The following is a 16054-nucleotide window of genomic DNA, read 5'->3' as shown; positions in this document are numbered from 1 at the left end:
CGTCATGCCGGCCGCTGCATGCCGCACGCGCGCGCATAGTGCGCGATCACGTCGCGTATCCGGTGGCGCACCCACGCGCGCGGCTCTTTCGCGAGGCCGCCCGCGCGACACGCCGCGTAGACGTCCGGCAGCCACTGCGCGACGAGCGTCTCCGGCACCGGCTGCCGCGCGAGGTTGTCGAACAGCTGCTCGACCGCGGCCGCGACGGCCGGCTGCAGCCAGTAATAGCGGATGCGGTCGCTGTAGCTGAACTGGCGCGCGAGCCGCTGCGCGGTCTCGTCGCCGCGGTAGTACGGCGCCCAGTGTTCGGGCTGCGCGCGCATCGCCGCATCGACGACGTCGCGCAACCGCGAGCGCCGCGCGACGTCGTCGATCAGCGCGTCCTCGATGAACGTCAGCGCGAACAGCGCCTCGCGCAGCGCGAACGTCAGCGCGGGGCCGACCTTCAACACCGCGAAATGGTCGCGCACCAGCGCGGCGAGCGCGGCTTCGGTCTGGTAATCGGTCGAATGCGCTTCGAACACGAGGCGCGGCGTCTTCAGGATACTCGCGCCGAGCGACGCCGCCTTGGCGCTGTCGTAGTCGAGCACGTGGCGATCGTCGAAGTCGACGCCCGGCTGCGCGACGATCGCGACGACGCGCGTCCACGCGTCGTCGAGCCCGGCCGCCGAGAACGCGCGGTGGTGCGCGTCGAGCGTCGCGGCGACGCTGTCGCCGCGCGTGACCGCGATCTGCGCGATCGCATCGTTACTCGCGTCGCCGCTCACCTCGCCGCCCGGCGTCGGCACCTCGGTGCCGATCACGTAGACGGGCGCGATGCCGGCGCGCGCCGCCGCGTCTTCCGCGACACGGCACAGCTCGGCCGCGCGCGCGGCGATCGTGCGATCGTCGAGCCGTGCCGGATCGTCCGCGCACGCCATGCTCGCATCGAGGTGGATCTTTTCGAAACCGGCTTCGACATACGCGGCGACCATCGCAGCGGCTTCCCGCATCGCGTCGGCCGCGCGACGATGCCGCCACGGGTTCGGGCCGAGATGGTCGCCGCCGAGCACGAGCGCCGACGGCGCGAGCCCGCAGCGCGCGGCAATCGCATCCACGTCGCGACGAAAATCGGCCGGCGTCATGCCCGTATAGCCGCCGAGGTGGTTCACCTGATTGCAGGTCGCCTCGATCAAGAGCGGCGAGCCGTCCGCACGCGCGGCTTCGCACGCGGCCTCCAGCACCAGCCGGTGCGCGCTGCAGATCGAATAGATGCCGCGCTGCGCGTCCGCGCGGTTCGCGTCGAAGATCATCCGCAGCACGGTGTCCGCGTGCGCGGTGCGCGGGCGTTCGGCAACGGTCGTCAGGCCGGACATGCGATCCCCCGTTCGGTCAGGAAGCGGTCGATCTCGGCCGCGCTGCTGTTGCCTTCCATCGGGCCGCGCCGCGTGACCGCGATCGCGCCGGCCGCGTTCGCACGGCGCAGCGCGACGTCAACGGCCGCGCCCGCGACGAGGCTCGCGACCAGCGTGCCGCCGAAGCAGTCGCCGGCGCCGGTCGGATCGACTTCGTCGACCGGGAACGCCGGCGCTTCGGCACGGTGGGCGCGATCGAACGCGACGCTGCCTTGCGCGCCGCGTTTGAGCACGACCCGCTCGAGCAGCGGATGCGTCGCGAGCAGGCCCGCGATCGCGCGCTCGGCCGGCTGCGGGCCGCAGAAGAACGGCAGGTCGGCTTCGCTCGGCAGGAACAGGTGGCACGCGGCGAGCATCTCGTCGAGCGCCGCGCGCATCGGGCGGAAACTCAGCATCTCAGGCCGCACGTTCGGATCGAACGACACCTTGGCGCCAGCGCGCGCGGCCTCGATCACGCCGCGCTGCACCGCCGCGATCGCCGATTCGCTCGTCAGCGACGAGCCCATCACGTGAAAGTAGCGGCAGCCGTCAAACATCGTGGTGTCGACGTCGGACGCATCGACGCACGCCGCGGCACTGGTCGACAACGTGAAAACGAAACTGCGCGAGCCGTCGTCGCGATACGCGACGAACGCGGTGCCGGTCGGGCGGGCGACGCGACGAATGCGCGCGACGTCGACGCCGTCTCGGGCGAGCCGCGCGACGATCGCATCGCCGAACGCGTCGCGGCCGACGCAGCCCGCATACGCGACGCGCGCACCGAGCCGCGCGGCCTGGTCGGCGAAGATCGCCGGCGCGCCGCTCGGGAACGGTCCTTCGAACAGGCCCGGCGTATCGAAGCCCTGGCCGCGCTCGGCGGCGACGAATTCGGCCAGCAGTTCGCCGGCGACGACGATCTCGGCCATCAGGCGAGCCCTCCTCGTGCGACGGCGGCCGCTGCGTCGCGGGCAGGCCGCCGGGTGGCGCGTGCGAGCGGCGCCACGTCAGCTCATCCAGTTGCCGCCATCGACGTTCAACGTCTGGGCGGTGATGTAGTCGGCATCGGCCGACGCGAGGAACAGCGCGGCGCCCGTCAGGTCGCCCGGCACGCCCATGCGGCCGAGCGGCACGGCTTCACCGACGAGCCGCTTCTTCTCGCCGAGCGGCCGGTTCTCGTAGCGCGCGAACAGCGCATCGACCTGCTCCCACATCGGCGTGTCGACCACGCCCGGCGCGATGCCGTTCACGTTGATCCGGTGCGGCGCGAGCGCGAGCGCGGCCGACTGCGTATAGCTGATCACCGCGGCCTTGGTCGCGCAGTAGTGCGAAACGAGCGCCTCGCCGCGACGGCCGGCCTGGGACGACATGTTGACGATCTTGCCGCCGCGCCCCTGCTCGACCATCCGCTGCGCGACCGCCTGCATCAGGAAGAACAGCCCTTTCACGTTGACCGAGAACAGCCGGTCGAACACGTCCCACGATTCGTCGAGGAGCGGGCGCATGTCGAACAGCGCCGCGTTGTTGAACAGGATGTCGACGCCGCCGAAACGCTCGACCGCCGTCGCGACGATCCGCTCGATGTCGTCGCGGCGCGTGACGTCGGCCGTGACGGCCACCGCGCGGCCGGGGTTGGCCTCGATCAGCCGCGCGAGCGAGCCGCCTGCCGGCTTCACGTCGACGAGCACGCAGCGCGCGCCCTCGTCCAGATAGCGTTGCGCGACCGCCTCGCCGATGCCGCTTGCGGCGCCCGTCAGGATCGCGACCTTGTCTTCCAGTCTCACTGGCTGTCTCCGGTTCGTTCTGTTGCACGACGGTCGAGGTGAGCGAACGCTCGTCTACCGATCAATTGCTCTGTTAGTGATCGAATGATCGGATACGCGATACGCGCTGTCAAGACGACGTGACGGCTTTCTATGACGCGCTGCGGCAAGGGGGCGCACGACGACGCCCCGCCGTGCCCGCGCGGCAAGGCGCGGGACGCTCGGTGCGGCGCGGTGGTATCGACGATGAAGGGGACGGAGCGCGGGCGGAACGAGGCGGAAAACGGAATTCGCGCTGCACGACGCGACGATACGTTATATCATCGCCGTACTTTGTTTCATCGCCTGCTTCACGCCATGGCTACCTCATCGTCCATTGACGCCCGGCTGTCCCGGGCCGACGCATTCGCCGCCGAGCACGGGCTCGCGTGGACGCCGCTGCGCCGCCAGGTCTACGAACGCGTGCTGGCCGCACAGCGCCCGATCGGCGCGTACGACCTGCTTGCCGAACTCGAACCGCAGCGCGGCCGCGTGCCGCCGACGACCGTCTATCGCGCGCTGGATTTCCTCGTCGAGCACGGCTTCATCCACCGGATCGAGTCGAAGAACGCGTTCTTCGCCTGCTGCGAGATCGGCGTGCCGCACGAAGGCCAGTTCCTGATCTGTGATTCGTGCGGCGACACCGTCGAGATTCCCGGCGGCGACCTCGCGAAGCAGTTGTCCGCGAGCGAGCCCGCGCACGGTTTCGAAGTCCACCACCAGGTCGTCGAGCTGAGCGGCCTGTGCGGGCACTGCAAGCGCAAGCCCGCGCAGCGCTGACGCCGAATCGCGCGGCGTGCGCGCCGCCCTTCCAACGAGGAGTTCCATGTCCATTGCCCTGAAGCGCGCGCCGCGGCGCGCCCTGTCGCCTGTCCGCTGGCTGGCCGCCGCCGTCGCCGCGCTGTCGTTCACCGCGCCCGTGGTCGCGCAGGCCGCGACCGTCAACGTCGTCGCCGCGGAGAATTTCTACGGCGACGTCGCGTCGCAGATCGGCGGCCGCCACGTCGCGGTCACCAGCATTCTCAGCAATCCGGATCAGGATCCGCACCTGTTCGAAGCGAGCCCGAAGACGGCCCGCGCGCTCCAGCACGCGCAGGTCGTGATCTACAACGGCGCCGACTACGATCCGTGGATGGGCAAGCTGCTCGGCGCGTCGAAACAGGCGAAGCGCGCGACGATCGTCGTCGCCGATCTGGTCGGCAAGAAGGCCGGCGACAACCCCCACCTGTGGTACGACCCGGCGACGATGCCGGCGGCCGCACGCGCGATCGCGGCCGAGCTGGGCCGCGCCGACCCCGCGAACAAGGCCGAATACGATGCGAACCTGCAGAAGTTCGTCGCGTCGCTGAAGCCTGTCGACGACAAGGTCGCCGCACTGCGCGCGAAGTACAAGGGCGTGCCCGTGACGGCCACCGAGCCCGTGTTCGGCTACATGTCGGACGCGATCGGCCTCGACATGCGCAACCAGCGCTTCCAGCTCGCGACGATGAACGACACCGAAGCCAGCGCGCAGGACGTCGCCGCGTTCGAGGGCGACCTGCGCAAGAAGCAGGTGCGCGTGCTGATCTACAACAGCCAGGCCGAGGAGCCGATGACCAAGCGCATGCTGAAGATCGCGCGCGACGGCGGCGTGCCGACCGTCAGCGTCACCGAGACACAGCCGGCCGGCAAGACCTTCCAGCAATGGATGAGCGGCCAGCTCGACGCGCTCGGCAACGCACTTTCGGCCGGCAAGTAACAGACCACCGTAACCCCATGACCGCCACTCCCCACGCACTCGCACTCGATCGCGTCACGCTCGAACTGGGCGGCCGCACGATCCTGCGCGACGTCAGCTTCTCGATCGAGCCCGGCGAATTCGTCGGCGTGCTCGGGCCGAACGGCGCGGGCAAGACGACGCTGATGCGCGCGGTGCTCGGCCTCGTCCCCGTGTCGGCCGGCACGCTGTCGGTCGGCGGCGTGCCGGTCGCGCGCGGCAACGCATCGATCGGCTACATGCCGCAGATCAGGAGCGGCCTCGCGAACCGCCGGATGCGCGGCTACGATTTCGTCGCGATGGCCGCCGACGGCCACCGCTGGGGCCTGCCGCATACGAACGCGGCCACGCGCCGCGACGTCGATCGCGTGCTCGACCTCGTCGGCGGCCCGTCGCTCGCCCGCCGGCCGCTGTCCGAACTGTCGGGCGGCGAACGGCAACGCCTGCTGCTCGCGCAATGCCTGCTCGGCAATCCGAAGCTGCTGCTGCTCGACGAGCCGCTGATCAGCCTCGACCCGAACCACCAGCGCGGCGTCGTCGAACTCGTGCGCAACGTGCAGCGCGAGCTCGGCATCACCGTGCTGTTCTCCGCGCACGAACTGAACCCGCTGCTGAATGCGCTCGACCGCGTGCTGTATCTCGGCAACGGCGTCGCGGCGCTCGGCACCGTCGACGAGGTGATCACGAAGCCCGTGCTGTCGCGCCTCTATGGATCGCCGATCGACGTGATGCGTGTAAACGGCAAGATCTTCGTGATGTCCGGCGACGTCGAGGTCGAAAAGCACGATCACGAACACGAGGACGACGACGGCCATTCGCACGGCGGGGGCGGCGGCCACGGCCATCATCACCACGGACACGCTCATCCCGGGCATTCGCACGATGTTTGAATACGACTTCATGATCAACGCCTTCGCGGCGTCGGGAATCGTCGCGGTGCTCGCGGGCATCGTCGGCTATTTCCTGGTGCTGCGCGGGCAGACCTTCGCCGGCCACGCGCTGTCGCACGTCGGCTTCACCGGCGCGACGGGCGCGGTGCTGCTTGGCATCTCGCCGATCTGGGGGATGGTCGGCTTCACGCTCGCGGCAGGAATCGGGATGGGCGCGCTCGGCGAAAAGCTCGCGGGCCGCGACGTCGCGATCGGCGTGATCCTGTCGGGCGCGCTCGGCTTCGGCCTGTTGTTCCTGCACTTCTACACGTCGTTCGCGACGCAGGTCACCGCACTGCTGTTCGGCAACGTGCTCGCGGTCAGCCACGACACGCTCGCGGTGCTCGCAGGCATCGGCGCGGTGAGCCTCGCCGCGCTCGCGTTGATCGCGCGGCCGTTGTTGTTCGCATCGCTGCAGCCCGAACTGGCCGAAGCCAAGGGCGTGTCGCTGCGCACGGTGTCGATGCTGTTCCTCGCGGTGTGCGCGCTCGCGGTGGCCGCGGCGACGCAGATCGTCGGCGTGCTGCTCGTGTTCACACTGCTGGTCGGGCCGGCGGCGGCGGCGCAGAACGTGTCGACGCGACTGTCGACGGGCGTGCTGCTCGCCGCGCTGTTCGCGCTGTTCGAAGCGTGGGCCGGCATCGTGCTCGCGTATCACACCGACTGGCCGACGAGCTTCTGGATTACGGCGCTGTCGGCGCTGGTGTATGGGGCGAGCCTGTTGCGCAGGGCATGATGACTTGCATGCGCGCGAATGGTGCTACGTGATCGTTTTCCATGCGCACACAACCGTTGCCGCGAGCATCAGGAACCCGACCCACGGCTTGGCACCTGTGGCCCTGGACCTCGCGAGCAACACGACCTGTGTGATCGCAACGACCATGAGCAATGCATAGCTGACCAGCGTACGGTCGCCAGCTTCGTCCTTGATCGCGTCGATCGCGATGGACGGATCGACTTCATGCATCCACGCATACTTGTTCCCGGTGATCGTGACAACAACGAGCAATCCGATGACGCATGCGACATGAATGACGAAGCGAAGGAGACGAGCCATGTTTGCATCCCGATGCCTTACCGCATGAGCCGAACGAAGCGTGACCAATGCGTAACGATGAAGTTACCGTAGCTGGTATTTTGTCTTATTTGCTCGAGGGACAATCCGCTTCCTCGGTTGTAGCGCGCGCCGATGATGCGAATTTGATCCATCGAGAACGGATATTGAAGCCCGTCGCGCTTCGCCAATTGGCTCAGATGACGCGCAACCACATCGATATTGAAAATATCGCGCTGAAGGCAGTGGGCCAAACTCCGGAATTGCGACGCTGACATTTGCGACGGGTCCATTCCGAGTGTTTGTGCTGCCGTGCGAAGCTGCATGCTCACCGGGCCGAACGATGTCATCGCTGGATGACGCGTCAGTGTCAGATGCCTGTCGATGAACGGCGGACCACTCCAGTCGAACGTGCGCACTTCGAATGCAACGCGATCGATGAATTCAGGGTCGCCACCAACCTCGATCCAACATACGCCCGCGAGCATTTCCCGAGGTAGACAGTGTCGCCCCGCTGCTGCCCGGATATGGGACTTGTTGTGCATGACCCACGCATCCTTGAACGCCTGGATGTATTTGATGCCACCACTCCATCGCTCGGGCACAAGTTTCCACGCAAACAGATTGATCAACCCCCAGTTCGGGGAGTTGTTTGATACGTCGCAAACCATGTCGCCCATTCAGGTCAAAGCCTCGCTCGAACAAATTCACCACGATTAAATCGTCGATCATTATTCGGCGAATCGATTTGGCATCCTATAGAACGAGTACGAATTTGCGGCAGCAGGTGATTTCTCCGGGCGGGCGCCCCGGCTGAATGCGTAGCGAGGGATGACAGCCACGTCGCCCGTTGAAGTGCAACGACGTGGCGTCAGAGACTGCTGCTCACCGCACAAGTACGCGCGCATGATGCGCAATGTGATCGGCGATGAAGGTCGAGATGAAGTAGTAGCCGTGGTCGTAGCCCGGATGGCGGCGCAGCGTCAGCGGCTGGCCGGCCTTCGCGCACGCGGCTTCGAATACGTCGGGGTTCAGCTGGTTCGCAAGGAACTGATCGGCCAGCCCCTGATCGACGAGGATGCCGTCCGCGAACTTCGGCGCGTCGGCGCGCGCGACGAGCTCGCTCGCATCGTGCGCCTTCCACGCGTCGCGATCGGCGCCGAGATAGCCCGAGAACGCCTTCTCGCCCCACGGGCAGCGCGTCGGCGCGGCGATCGGCGCGAACGCCGACACCGACCGGTACAGGCCCGGATGACGCAACGCGAGCGTCAGCGCCCCATGCCCGCCCATCGAGTGGCCGAAGATGCCGAGCCGCGCACCGTCGATCGGCAGCTCGGCCGTGACGAGCTCGCGCAACTCGCCCGTCACGTACGACTCCATCCGGTAATGCGTCGACCACGGCGCTTCGGTCGCATCGACGTAGAAACCCGCGCCGACGCCGAAGTCCCACGCATCCGTCTCGCCCGGCACGCCCGCGCCGCGCGGGCTCGTGTCGGGCATCACGAGCGCGATGCCGTGCTGCGCCGCGTATTGCTGCGCGCCGGCCTTGATCGCGAACGTCTCGTCGGTGCACGTCAGCCCGGCGAGATAGAACAGCGCCGGCACGCGATCCTGCGCGGCTTGCGGCGGCAGGTACACCGAGAACTTCATCGGCAGGCCGATGGCCGCCGAATCGTGACGGTAGAAACGCTGCTCGCCGCCGTGGCACGCATGCGAGGAAACGAGTTCGAGCATGGCGGTGCGCTCCCGGTCAGTACAGCACGACCGAGCGGATCGACTCGCCGGCCTTCATCAGGTCGAAGCCTTCGTTGATCCGCTCGAGCGGCAGCGTGTGCGTGATCAGGTCGTCGATGTTGATCTTGCCTTCCATGTACCAGTCGACGATCTTCGGCACGTCGGTGCGCCCGCGCGCGCCGCCGAACGCCGAGCCCTTCCACTCGCGGCCCGTCACCAGCTGGAACGGACGCGTGCTGATTTCCTCGCCCGCTGCCGCCACGCCGATGATGAACGACTGGCCCCAGCCCTTGTGCGTGCATTCGAGCGCCTGACGCATCAGCTTCACGTTGCCGACGCATTCGAACGAGTAGTCGGCGCCGCCGTCGGTCAGCTGCACGATGTGGTCGACGACGTTCTCGACTTCGTTCGGGTTGATGAAGTGCGTCATCCCGAACTTCTTCGCGAGCTCGACGCGCTTCGGGTTGATGTCGACGCCGATGATCTTGTCCGCGCCGACCATCTTCGCGCCCTGGATCACGTTCAGGCCGATCCCGCCGAGGCCGAACACGACCACGTTCGCACCGGCCTCGACCTTCGCCGAGTACACGACCGCGCCGACGCCCGTCGTCACGCCGCAGCCGATGTAGCAGATCTTGTCGAACGGCGCGTCCTCGCGCACCTTCGCGACCGCGATCTCCGGCACGACGATGTAGTTCGAGAACGTCGACGTGCCCATGTAGTGGAACAGCGGCTTGCCGTCGAGCGAGAAGCGCGACGTCGCGTCCGGCATCAGGCCCTTGCCTTGCGTCGCGCGGATCTTCTGGCACAGGTTGGTCTTGCGCGACAGGCAGAACTTGCACTCGCGGCATTCGGGCGTGTAGAGCGGAATCACGTGGTCGCCCTTCCTCACGGTGCCGACGCCGGGGCCGACGTCGACCACCACGCCCGCGCCTTCATGGCCGAGGATCGCCGGGAAGATCCCTTCCGGATCGGCGCCCGACAGCGTGTAGTAGTCGGTGTGGCAGATGCCCGTCGCCTTCACTTCGATCAGCACTTCGCCGGCGCGCGGCCCTTCGAGATCGACTTCCTCGATCGTCAGCGGCGCACCCGCCTTCCATGCAATCGCGGCTTTCGTTTTCATCGTGTCACTCCTGTGTGTCGGTGAGATCGGCCCGGGCCGGCGTGCGGCGCCGGCCGGGGTTTCGTGCAAAGCGGTCGAAGCCGTGCCGCGTGGCACGGCGCAAGAATATCGTGCTCGCCATGATGGCCGCTCCCGCCGCGCATCGCGTGCGGGAAACGGTCGCCGGCTTGCCAGGATGCGTCATCGCTGGCGCAAAAGAACAAGTGTTCGAGTTTAAACGCCCGTCGTGAACCATGCATCCGTGCGGGTGTACAGATCGATGAAGCGCGCGTGGCGTGCGGCCAGCAGGCGGTCGTCGTGCGGGGCGGCGACCGGCGACGCGCCCGGCGCCAGCGCGCGCAGCGCATCTTCACGCCAATGCCCGATCGCGACGCCCGCGAGCAGCGCTGCGCCGCGCGTCGCGGCGTTGGGGCAATCGATCGCGTGCAGCGACGCGCCGAGCGCGTCGGCGAGCAACTTGCGCCAACGCGGATCGACGGAGCCGCCGCCCGCGAGACGCAGCGTCGTTACCGCGTCGCGGCGATCGGCGTCGCGGATCGCATCGAGCCCCGCGCGCAACGCGAACGCGACGCCTTCGAATGCGGCGCGCATCATCGCACCGCGCGTGTCGCTAAGCCCGAGGCCGAGCCAGCCGCCGCGCGCATCGGGGTTCATCCACGGCGAACGCTCGCCGCTCAGGTACGGCAGGAAGCACAGCCGTTCAGATGCCGGCTGCGCGAACGCATCGTCATACGCATCGGCCCATCGCGCGTAGCCGAGCCAGCCGCGCACGGCTTCGAGCGCGAGCCCGACGTTCTGCATCGCGGCCATCGTGTAGTAGCCGCCGCCTGCCGCCGCACGATAGCGATGCAAGCCGCGCCGCGCGGGCGGCAACGTATCCGCGAGCACGACGATCTGCCCGCCGCTGCCGGTCGTCAGCAGCGCGTCACCTGCGACGGCCAGCCCGCTGCCGAGCGCCGCGCACGCGGTATCGGCCGCGCCCGTTGCGAGCGGCACGCCGGCCGGCAGGCCGAGCGCGGCCGCGGCCTGCGCGCCAAGCACGCCGCAGCGTGCGGTGGACGCGCGAACCGGCGCGAAACGGTCGGCAGGCAGGCCGAGCGTGTCGATCAATGCGTTGTCCCACGCACCGTCGGGCGTCGCAAGCGCCGTTGCGCACGCGTCGCTCGGGTCAGCCGCGACGTCGCCGCCCAATGTGATGCGCAGCCAGTCCTTCGGCTGCACGGCCCAGCGCGCGACGCGCAGCGCGTCGGGTTCGTGCGTGGCCAGCCAGCGCAACAGCGGGCCCGCCATGCCGGGCGCGACGGGATTCGGCGGGACGGGCAATCCGGCGACAGGCAATCCGGATGCTGGCCAGCCCGCCGCATCCGCCTCGCGCACCGCGCGCGTGTCCGGCCACAGCAGCGCGGGCCGCACCGGCTGGCCCGCCGCGTCGATCAGCACGACGCCATGCATCTGGCCCGAAAAGCCGATCGCCGCGACCTGCGCGCGCTCGTCGGCCGGCAGTCGCGCGGCCGCGCGCACCAGCGCCTGCCACCACGCGTCGGGCGCGATTTCCGCCCAGCCCGGCTGCGGCGACGACAACGCATAAGGTTCGCTCGCGACCGCGCGCTCGACGCCGCCGGCATCGAGCGTGACGAGTTTGACGGAGCCGGTGCCGAGGTCGATTCCGAGCAGGCGCATGACGTGAAGGAGATTCGTATGAACGGATGTCGATGATAACGGGATCGCGATGTGCGCCCCGGTTTTTGCCGCCGCCTCGACGCATCGAAAGTGAGGTCGGATCGGCACGCTCCACCGGGCCGCACCTTGCACGCAAAAGCGGCCGTTCGCGGGTTAACCCGGCGCGATTTCCACACACCGCTTTTTGCCACTATGCGGCGCACCCGATACACACCATAAAGCGCGCCATATTTGACAGGGGGGCCAGCGCTATTTTGAAGCGCTATAAAACCGGTGAACCTCACTCCTGCGGCAGTTTCCCGATGATCGCCCCCCTGTTCCATACCGAAATGGCATATCGAACCAGCAAAGAACGGAATAGAACCCAGTGCTCTTGTTGCATGGATTCATTCCGAATAACTTCGTATCACCCCGAAAACAAGATCATGGAGTGAGACAGATGCAATCGAACACGGTCCATCCGTGCGATGAAGTGCTGCCGACCGGCAAGCTGGTAACGCTTGGCCTGCAACACGTCCTCGTCATGTACGCCGGCGCCGTCGCCGTGCCGCTTATCGTCGGCGCGGCGCTCAAGCTGCCGAAAGACCAGATCGCGTTCCTGATCAGCGCCGATCTGTTTTCGTGCGGCATCGCCACGCTGATCCAGACCCTCGGCCTGTGGATCTTCGGCATCCGCCTGCCCGTCATCATGGGCTGCACGTTCGCGGCCGTCGGCCCGATGATCGCGATCGGCACGAACCCCGGCCTCGGCATTCTCGACATCTTCGGTTCGACCATCGCGGCCGGCATCATCGGCATCGTGCTCGCGCCGATGATCGGCAAGCTGTTGCGGTTCTTCCCGCCCGTGGTCGTCGGCACGGTGATCGCCGTGATCGGGCTGTCGCTGATGGAAGTGGGCATCAACTGGGCGGCCGGCGGCGTCGGCAACCCCGAGTACGGCAGCCCCGTCTATCTCGGCCTGTCGCTGCTCGTGCTCACGCTGATCCTGCTGATCAACAAGTTCGGCCGCGGTTTCGTCGCGAACATCTCGGTGCTGCTCGGCATCGTCGCCGGGTTCGTGATCGCCTTCGCGCTCGGCCGCGTGAACACCGACGGCGTCGCGCATGCGCCGTGGGTCGGCTTCGTGATGCCGTTCCACTTCGGCCTGCCGCACTTCGACCCGCTGTCGATCGTGACGATGGTCACGGTGATGTTCGTCACGTTCATCGAATCGACCGGCATGTTCCTCGCGGTGGGCGACATGGTCGATCGCCCGGTCAACCAGGAGCGCCTCGTGCGCGGCCTGCGCGTCGACGGCCTCGGCACGCTGATCGGCGGCATCTTCAACTCGTTCCCGCATACGTCGTTCTCGCAGAACGTCGGCCTGATCGGCGTGACGGGCGTGAAGAGCCGCTTCGTGTGCGCGACGGGCGGCGTGATCCTCGTGCTGCTCGGCCTGTTCCCGAAGATGGCGCAGGTCGTTGCCTCGGTGCCGCCGTTCGTGCTCGGCGGCGCAGGCATCGTGATGTTCGGGATGGTCGCCGCGAACGGCATCAAGGTGCTGTCGAAGGTCGACTTCGTGAAGAACTCGCACAACCTGTTCATCGTTGCGGTGAGCGTCGGCATGGGCCTCGTGCCGGTCGTGTCGCCGCACTTCTTCTCGAAGCTGCCGCCCGCGCTCGCGCCGATCCTGCACAGCGGCATCCTGCTGGCATCGGCCACGGCCGTGATCCTGAACATCGTGTTCAACGGTGTGAAAGGCGAAAAGGATGCGCGCTGCGAGATTCGGCGCGCGGGGCACGACTTCGACGGGCGGGCCGCCGATTCGCACTGACGGACACCAGGCATGCGTCGGCTCGTGACGGGCCGGCGCTTGCTGCATGGTGCGTAAAAGGCCGCTTCACACCATCGAAGTGTGCAGCACTGCGCGGCAGATCGCAGCCAGGACCTCATTTCCCTTGGCAGGGGCATTCATGCGGGCAATCGGGAAGGAAGTCGATTTCTACTCGTTGGCCATTATCCGGCACACCGTTCAGATGATGCGACTTATAAAGCCTGGCATCGACGTCGATAGGGGCTCGACCAAGCCCCAATGTGACTAGCAGCCCCTTGACACTTTCCGCGCGTTGCTGCGCCAGCACGCTCGGCTGTCTTTCGTCAGCTTCGGCAAGTCCACCGACAGACGTACGATCAAGATTGGGATATTTGAGTTGAAGGTCTATCGCCCAATTGGCCAGCTTGATGAGCTCATCGCCGCGCACTTTGGCAGAATCTCTTTCAAACAAAACATCAAGTGTATGAACCGGGGAGCAGGCGAATGTCCCGGTCGAGAAAAACGCCAGCGCAATGCAGGCCAGTCCTTTTACCATATCGATTTTCCGTTGGACCCGATCAGATTCAACAAGGAACACCCCGCCACGTCACCTCTAATCCTCATAGACAATATACCCGGCAATGCTATCCGCATTATTGATTGCGAGGTCGGGGCGCGCCCGAGCCAATGCCAAGCACTCGCGCATGAAATATTGATGATCCTGAGCGCCAAAAGTGTCGGCAAAATGAGTGCACTCGTGAATCAGTGTCGATAACATCGAGTCCTTCGCGCTGGATATGGGACGCATCCCACAAAAATTCTCATGGATACAAATAGTATGTGTAGCAGTGTCGGGGCCGCAAACATGAGCGACGGCACCATCAGGGTCCTTGTTATTCGGCGTACAACCAAGATATCGATCAAGCTCCTCTGATTGACGAACAAAGTTTCCAGGCTTGAGATCGCGCATCACCCGACTTACTCGTGAGAGGCCGACTGTCAGACGTTGCCGAATCGTTTCATCGCTTGAGCCAAACCACGTTGCGACGCGTTGACGTTCGACCGCCCCCCACTTGCGCAAATCTACGAGCCGCACGTCGATCATTTGTACGGCTCTGTCGCGTAACGTTAGAACCATACGGCGAAATTCTGCATCAGTCATGTTTGGACAGATGGGCGGCCCGTTCGATATCAATGCTTCGATTACCGAACCTTCTTTCATGTCTGTCATCGCCTCTGCAATTGCTACACGATCGCCGTCACTCATTCTTCTTCCCCGCTGACTTCGAGTTTTACCAATTCAGACTTCGGCGTGACCACTCGCATGGTATGGCCCTGCGCATCGGTAGTCCCTGACACCAGCACGTCACCACGGTAATTTGTGATCCAATACCGAACGCCCACAAGAGGTTGCCTGGACTTCTTGTTGCGAATGACGAACTGCTGATCGTGGATTGCTGCGCGTCCTCTTGCAGGGGCGACACCTAAGTCATTCTTCCCAGTCAACCGCGCCGCCTCCTCCGTGGCAAAGGTCATTTTCATGCCGCGCTCGGCGTAGAAAACAGGTGGCGGATTGCAATCGCAGACGTTGATATCACCACTCAACGCCCAAGGCTTGCCGTTTGGTCCAGTGCCGGGCCAGCGTGGGCCTACCGGGGCGACAAACCCTTCCTGCTTGCATGCCGTGCAGTACGTCTTCATGTAGAGCGTTGCGATATGTACGCGCGGCGGCGGATTGGAACAGGTGACGCCCTCCAGTCCCTCCGTAATCGTGGCGGTGCCGCCCTGATCACCTTTGGCAAGGAAATAACGAATCATGAGGTCTCGCCTCGACGCGCAACAGTTGGACGCTTAACCACGGTGAAGGCGTCAGCAGATATCAGGCCATCACGCTCGGGGCTATCGGTAATGACGTCGCCGTTATCTAGTTCGCTGCCGACGAAAGCCAGCGGCTGGAAGTCTCCGTTATCCACCAGCCCAAGGCCGCTTGTGATTCGCGCGGTCGAACCGTCTGCATAGTGAATCTGATTACCCACGATACCAGCCTTGCCAAGCCGGACACCGGTGTCCCACGTGCCCGTAGCTTCGCGCAACGCACCGCCTCGCGCGGTCGTGGCTCCTCGTACAGCCAGCCGGTAGCGCGGTAGCGCAGGCGGCGGCACATAGTCCTCGTTAAACAATCCCTCGGCCGTTTCGCCGGCTTGTATGTGAATTCCCCACAACCGCTGAAGCGTTTCGACGATACGATCACCGTTGCTCAACCGGCTACCCACCAGCGCAAACGGCTTGTCGCTGCAAATAGCATATTCGCCTGCGCCATCCATAATGACGGCCTCACTGCCATCCTCGTAAGTGACGACATCGCCAACACGGGCAACGACAAGCCCGGCGACTGTCAGGCCGCTGGTAGCATTGGTTACCCGCCCACCGCGCTCAGTGAGCGCCCCGATGGTGGCAAAAAGATGGGTCGGTGCAGTCTGCTCGCTCTTCATCCGGATTTCCTTTCTCGACAATGGGTGAGGAATGCTCCATGCGAAATTTGCGCGGACAAGAAAGAAGAATCAATCAGACAAATTCGAATTTCGCATAGCTAATTGTTATAAGCACCGTTCAACAGCAAATGGGCCTACAGCCGCTCACTTCCATCGAGCCGTGATCCTGAACATCGTGTTCAACGGTGTGAAAGGCGAAAAGGATGCGCGCTGCGAGATTCGGCGCGCGGGGCACGACTTCGACGGGCGGGCCGCCGACGTGCACCACTGATCGCGCCGCGCCGGACGACGGCGCGCAGCGGTAACGAAAAACGCCACGGCA

General features: G+C 65.8%; 17 protein-coding genes. 5 read left to right on the top strand and 12 right to left on the bottom strand.

The window, feature by feature from the left end; all coding sequences use genetic code 11:
* Positions 1–2 precede the first annotated feature (2 nt).
* From HWX07_RS23675 to HWX07_RS23665, 3 genes are all read right to left on the bottom strand, one after another.
* Entirely contained in the window at positions 3–1355 is a 1353-nt protein-coding gene (locus tag HWX07_RS23675; protein ID WP_175877871.1) for a D-tagatose-bisphosphate aldolase, class II, non-catalytic subunit, read from the bottom strand.
* Entirely contained in the window at positions 1343–2299 is a 957-nt protein-coding gene (locus HWX07_RS23670; protein WP_175877870.1) for a sugar kinase, read from the bottom strand. Before HWX07_RS23670 ends, HWX07_RS23675 begins: the two co-directional genes overlap by 13 nt.
* 78 nt (positions 2300–2377) lie before the next feature.
* A complete protein-coding gene (locus HWX07_RS23665; protein WP_048988957.1) occupies positions 2378–3154 on the bottom strand; it encodes an L-iditol 2-dehydrogenase in 777 nt (258 codons plus the stop codon).
* Positions 3155–3490: 336 nt separating this feature from the next.
* On the opposite strand from HWX07_RS23665, the gene HWX07_RS23660 reads away from it, so the two are divergent.
* Genes HWX07_RS23660 through HWX07_RS23645 form a run of 4 tightly spaced genes read left to right on the top strand, consistent with a single transcriptional unit; the run spans position 3491 to position 6593 of the window.
* A complete protein-coding gene (locus HWX07_RS23660; RefSeq protein WP_011546084.1) occupies positions 3491–3952 on the top strand; it encodes a Fur family transcriptional regulator in 462 nt (153 codons plus the stop codon).
* Positions 3953–3998: 46 nt separating this feature from the next.
* Positions 3999–4910 (top strand): metal ABC transporter solute-binding protein, encoded by a 912-nt coding sequence (locus HWX07_RS23655; protein WP_175877869.1) that lies wholly within the window; start codon positions 3999–4001, stop codon positions 4908–4910.
* A gap of 17 nt (positions 4911–4927) precedes the next feature.
* Entirely contained in the window at positions 4928–5818 is an 891-nt protein-coding gene (locus HWX07_RS23650) for an ABC transporter ATP-binding protein (RefSeq protein WP_012329132.1), read from the top strand.
* Complete coding sequence (locus HWX07_RS23645) at positions 5811–6593, top strand: metal ABC transporter permease (RefSeq protein WP_089435841.1); 783 nt, start codon at positions 5811–5813, stop codon at positions 6591–6593. Before HWX07_RS23650 ends, HWX07_RS23645 begins: the two co-directional genes overlap by 8 nt.
* 24 nt (positions 6594–6617) lie before the next feature.
* Here the strand turns inward: HWX07_RS23645 and HWX07_RS23640 are convergent, their stop codons facing one another.
* The 5 genes from HWX07_RS23640 to HWX07_RS23620 all read right to left on the bottom strand — a co-directional run bounded on the left by HWX07_RS23640 (position 6618) and on the right by HWX07_RS23620 (position 11448).
* Complete coding sequence (locus HWX07_RS23640; protein WP_175877868.1) at positions 6618–6914, bottom strand: hypothetical protein; 297 nt, start codon at positions 6912–6914, stop codon at positions 6618–6620.
* A gap of 17 nt (positions 6915–6931) precedes the next feature.
* Positions 6932–7591, bottom strand: coding sequence for a hypothetical protein (locus HWX07_RS23635; protein ID WP_175877867.1), 660 nt, complete (start codon positions 7589–7591; stop codon positions 6932–6934).
* A 205-nt stretch (positions 7592–7796) separates the two neighbouring features.
* Positions 7797–8645, bottom strand: a complete 849-nt coding sequence (fghA, locus tag HWX07_RS23630) for an S-formylglutathione hydrolase (protein WP_175877866.1) — start codon at positions 8643–8645, stop codon at positions 7797–7799.
* Positions 8646–8661: 16 nt separating this feature from the next.
* Entirely contained in the window at positions 8662–9768 is a 1107-nt protein-coding gene (locus HWX07_RS23625) for an S-(hydroxymethyl)glutathione dehydrogenase/class III alcohol dehydrogenase (RefSeq protein ID WP_006483756.1), read from the bottom strand.
* Positions 9769–9981: 213 nt separating this feature from the next.
* On the bottom strand, positions 9982–11448 hold the full coding sequence (locus HWX07_RS23620; protein ID WP_175877865.1) for an FGGY family carbohydrate kinase: 1467 nt from the start codon (positions 11446–11448) through the stop codon (positions 9982–9984).
* 439 nt (positions 11449–11887) lie between these two features.
* On the opposite strand from HWX07_RS23620, the gene HWX07_RS23615 reads away from it, so the two are divergent.
* Positions 11888–13261: a nucleobase:cation symporter-2 family protein gene (locus HWX07_RS23615; RefSeq protein ID WP_175877864.1), complete on the top strand. Its 1374-nt coding sequence runs from the start codon at positions 11888–11890 to the stop codon at positions 13259–13261.
* Between the two features lie 115 nt (positions 13262–13376).
* On the opposite strand, the gene HWX07_RS23610 is transcribed toward HWX07_RS23615, so the two are convergent.
* From HWX07_RS23610 to HWX07_RS23595, 4 genes are read right to left on the bottom strand one after another with little or no spacing between them, the layout of a single operon-like run.
* Positions 13377–13796, bottom strand: a complete 420-nt coding sequence (locus HWX07_RS23610) for a hypothetical protein (protein ID WP_175877863.1) — start codon at positions 13794–13796, stop codon at positions 13377–13379.
* A 57-nt stretch (positions 13797–13853) separates the two neighbouring features.
* The gene (locus tag HWX07_RS23605) at positions 13854–14507 is read right to left on the bottom strand and encodes a M35 family metallo-endopeptidase (RefSeq protein WP_175877862.1); all 654 of its coding nucleotides are present in this window, start codon (positions 14505–14507) and stop codon (positions 13854–13856) included.
* A complete protein-coding gene (locus HWX07_RS23600; protein WP_175877861.1) occupies positions 14504–15058 on the bottom strand; it encodes a hypothetical protein in 555 nt (184 codons plus the stop codon). The genes HWX07_RS23605 and HWX07_RS23600 overlap by 4 nt, the downstream gene beginning before the upstream one ends.
* Entirely contained in the window at positions 15055–15732 is a 678-nt protein-coding gene (locus HWX07_RS23595) for a PAAR domain-containing protein (RefSeq protein WP_175877860.1), read from the bottom strand. Before HWX07_RS23595 ends, HWX07_RS23600 begins: the two co-directional genes overlap by 4 nt.
* Positions 15733–16054 lie beyond the last annotated feature (322 nt).

This window comes from Burkholderia sp. BCC0097 (assembly GCF_902832985.1).
GTDB classification, from domain to species: domain Bacteria; phylum Pseudomonadota; class Gammaproteobacteria; order Burkholderiales; family Burkholderiaceae; genus Burkholderia; species Burkholderia orbicola.
Note: the sequence above shows the minus strand (reverse complement) of the source record. Positions and strands in the feature narration are given on the sequence as shown.

Bases quoted from the DNA above. Each gene is read 5' to 3' on its own strand.
- HWX07_RS23600 (WP_175877861.1), bottom strand. From the start codon at position 15,058: ATGATTCGTTATTTCCTTGCCAAAGGTGATCAGGGCGGCACCGCCACG.
- HWX07_RS23615 (WP_175877864.1), top strand. From the start codon at position 11,888: ATGCAATCGAACACGGTCCATCCGTGCGATGAAGTGCTGCCGACCGGC.
- HWX07_RS23650 (WP_012329132.1), top strand. From the start codon at position 4,928: ATGACCGCCACTCCCCACGCACTCGCACTCGATCGCGTCACGCTCGAA.
- HWX07_RS23620 (WP_175877865.1), bottom strand. From the start codon at position 11,448: ATGCGCCTGCTCGGAATCGACCTCGGCACCGGCTCCGTCAAACTCGTC.
- HWX07_RS23635 (WP_175877867.1), bottom strand. From the start codon at position 7,591: ATGGGCGACATGGTTTGCGACGTATCAAACAACTCCCCGAACTGGGGG.
- HWX07_RS23675 (WP_175877871.1), bottom strand. From the start codon at position 1,355: ATGTCCGGCCTGACGACCGTTGCCGAACGCCCGCGCACCGCGCACGCG.
- HWX07_RS23655 (WP_175877869.1), top strand. From the start codon at position 3,999: ATGTCCATTGCCCTGAAGCGCGCGCCGCGGCGCGCCCTGTCGCCTGTC.
- HWX07_RS23625 (WP_006483756.1), bottom strand. From the start codon at position 9,768: ATGAAAACGAAAGCCGCGATTGCATGGAAGGCGGGTGCGCCGCTGACG.
- HWX07_RS23610 (WP_175877863.1), bottom strand. From the start codon at position 13,796: ATGGTAAAAGGACTGGCCTGCATTGCGCTGGCGTTTTTCTCGACCGGG.
- HWX07_RS23605 (WP_175877862.1), bottom strand. From the start codon at position 14,507: ATGAGTGACGGCGATCGTGTAGCAATTGCAGAGGCGATGACAGACATG.
- HWX07_RS23670 (WP_175877870.1), bottom strand. From the start codon at position 2,299: ATGGCCGAGATCGTCGTCGCCGGCGAACTGCTGGCCGAATTCGTCGCC.
- fghA (WP_175877866.1), bottom strand. From the start codon at position 8,645: ATGCTCGAACTCGTTTCCTCGCATGCGTGCCACGGCGGCGAGCAGCGT.
- HWX07_RS23640 (WP_175877868.1), bottom strand. From the start codon at position 6,914: ATGGCTCGTCTCCTTCGCTTCGTCATTCATGTCGCATGCGTCATCGGA.
- HWX07_RS23645 (WP_089435841.1), top strand. From the start codon at position 5,811: ATGTTTGAATACGACTTCATGATCAACGCCTTCGCGGCGTCGGGAATC.
- HWX07_RS23595 (WP_175877860.1), bottom strand. From the start codon at position 15,732: ATGAAGAGCGAGCAGACTGCACCGACCCATCTTTTTGCCACCATCGGG.
- HWX07_RS23660 (WP_011546084.1), top strand. From the start codon at position 3,491: ATGGCTACCTCATCGTCCATTGACGCCCGGCTGTCCCGGGCCGACGCA.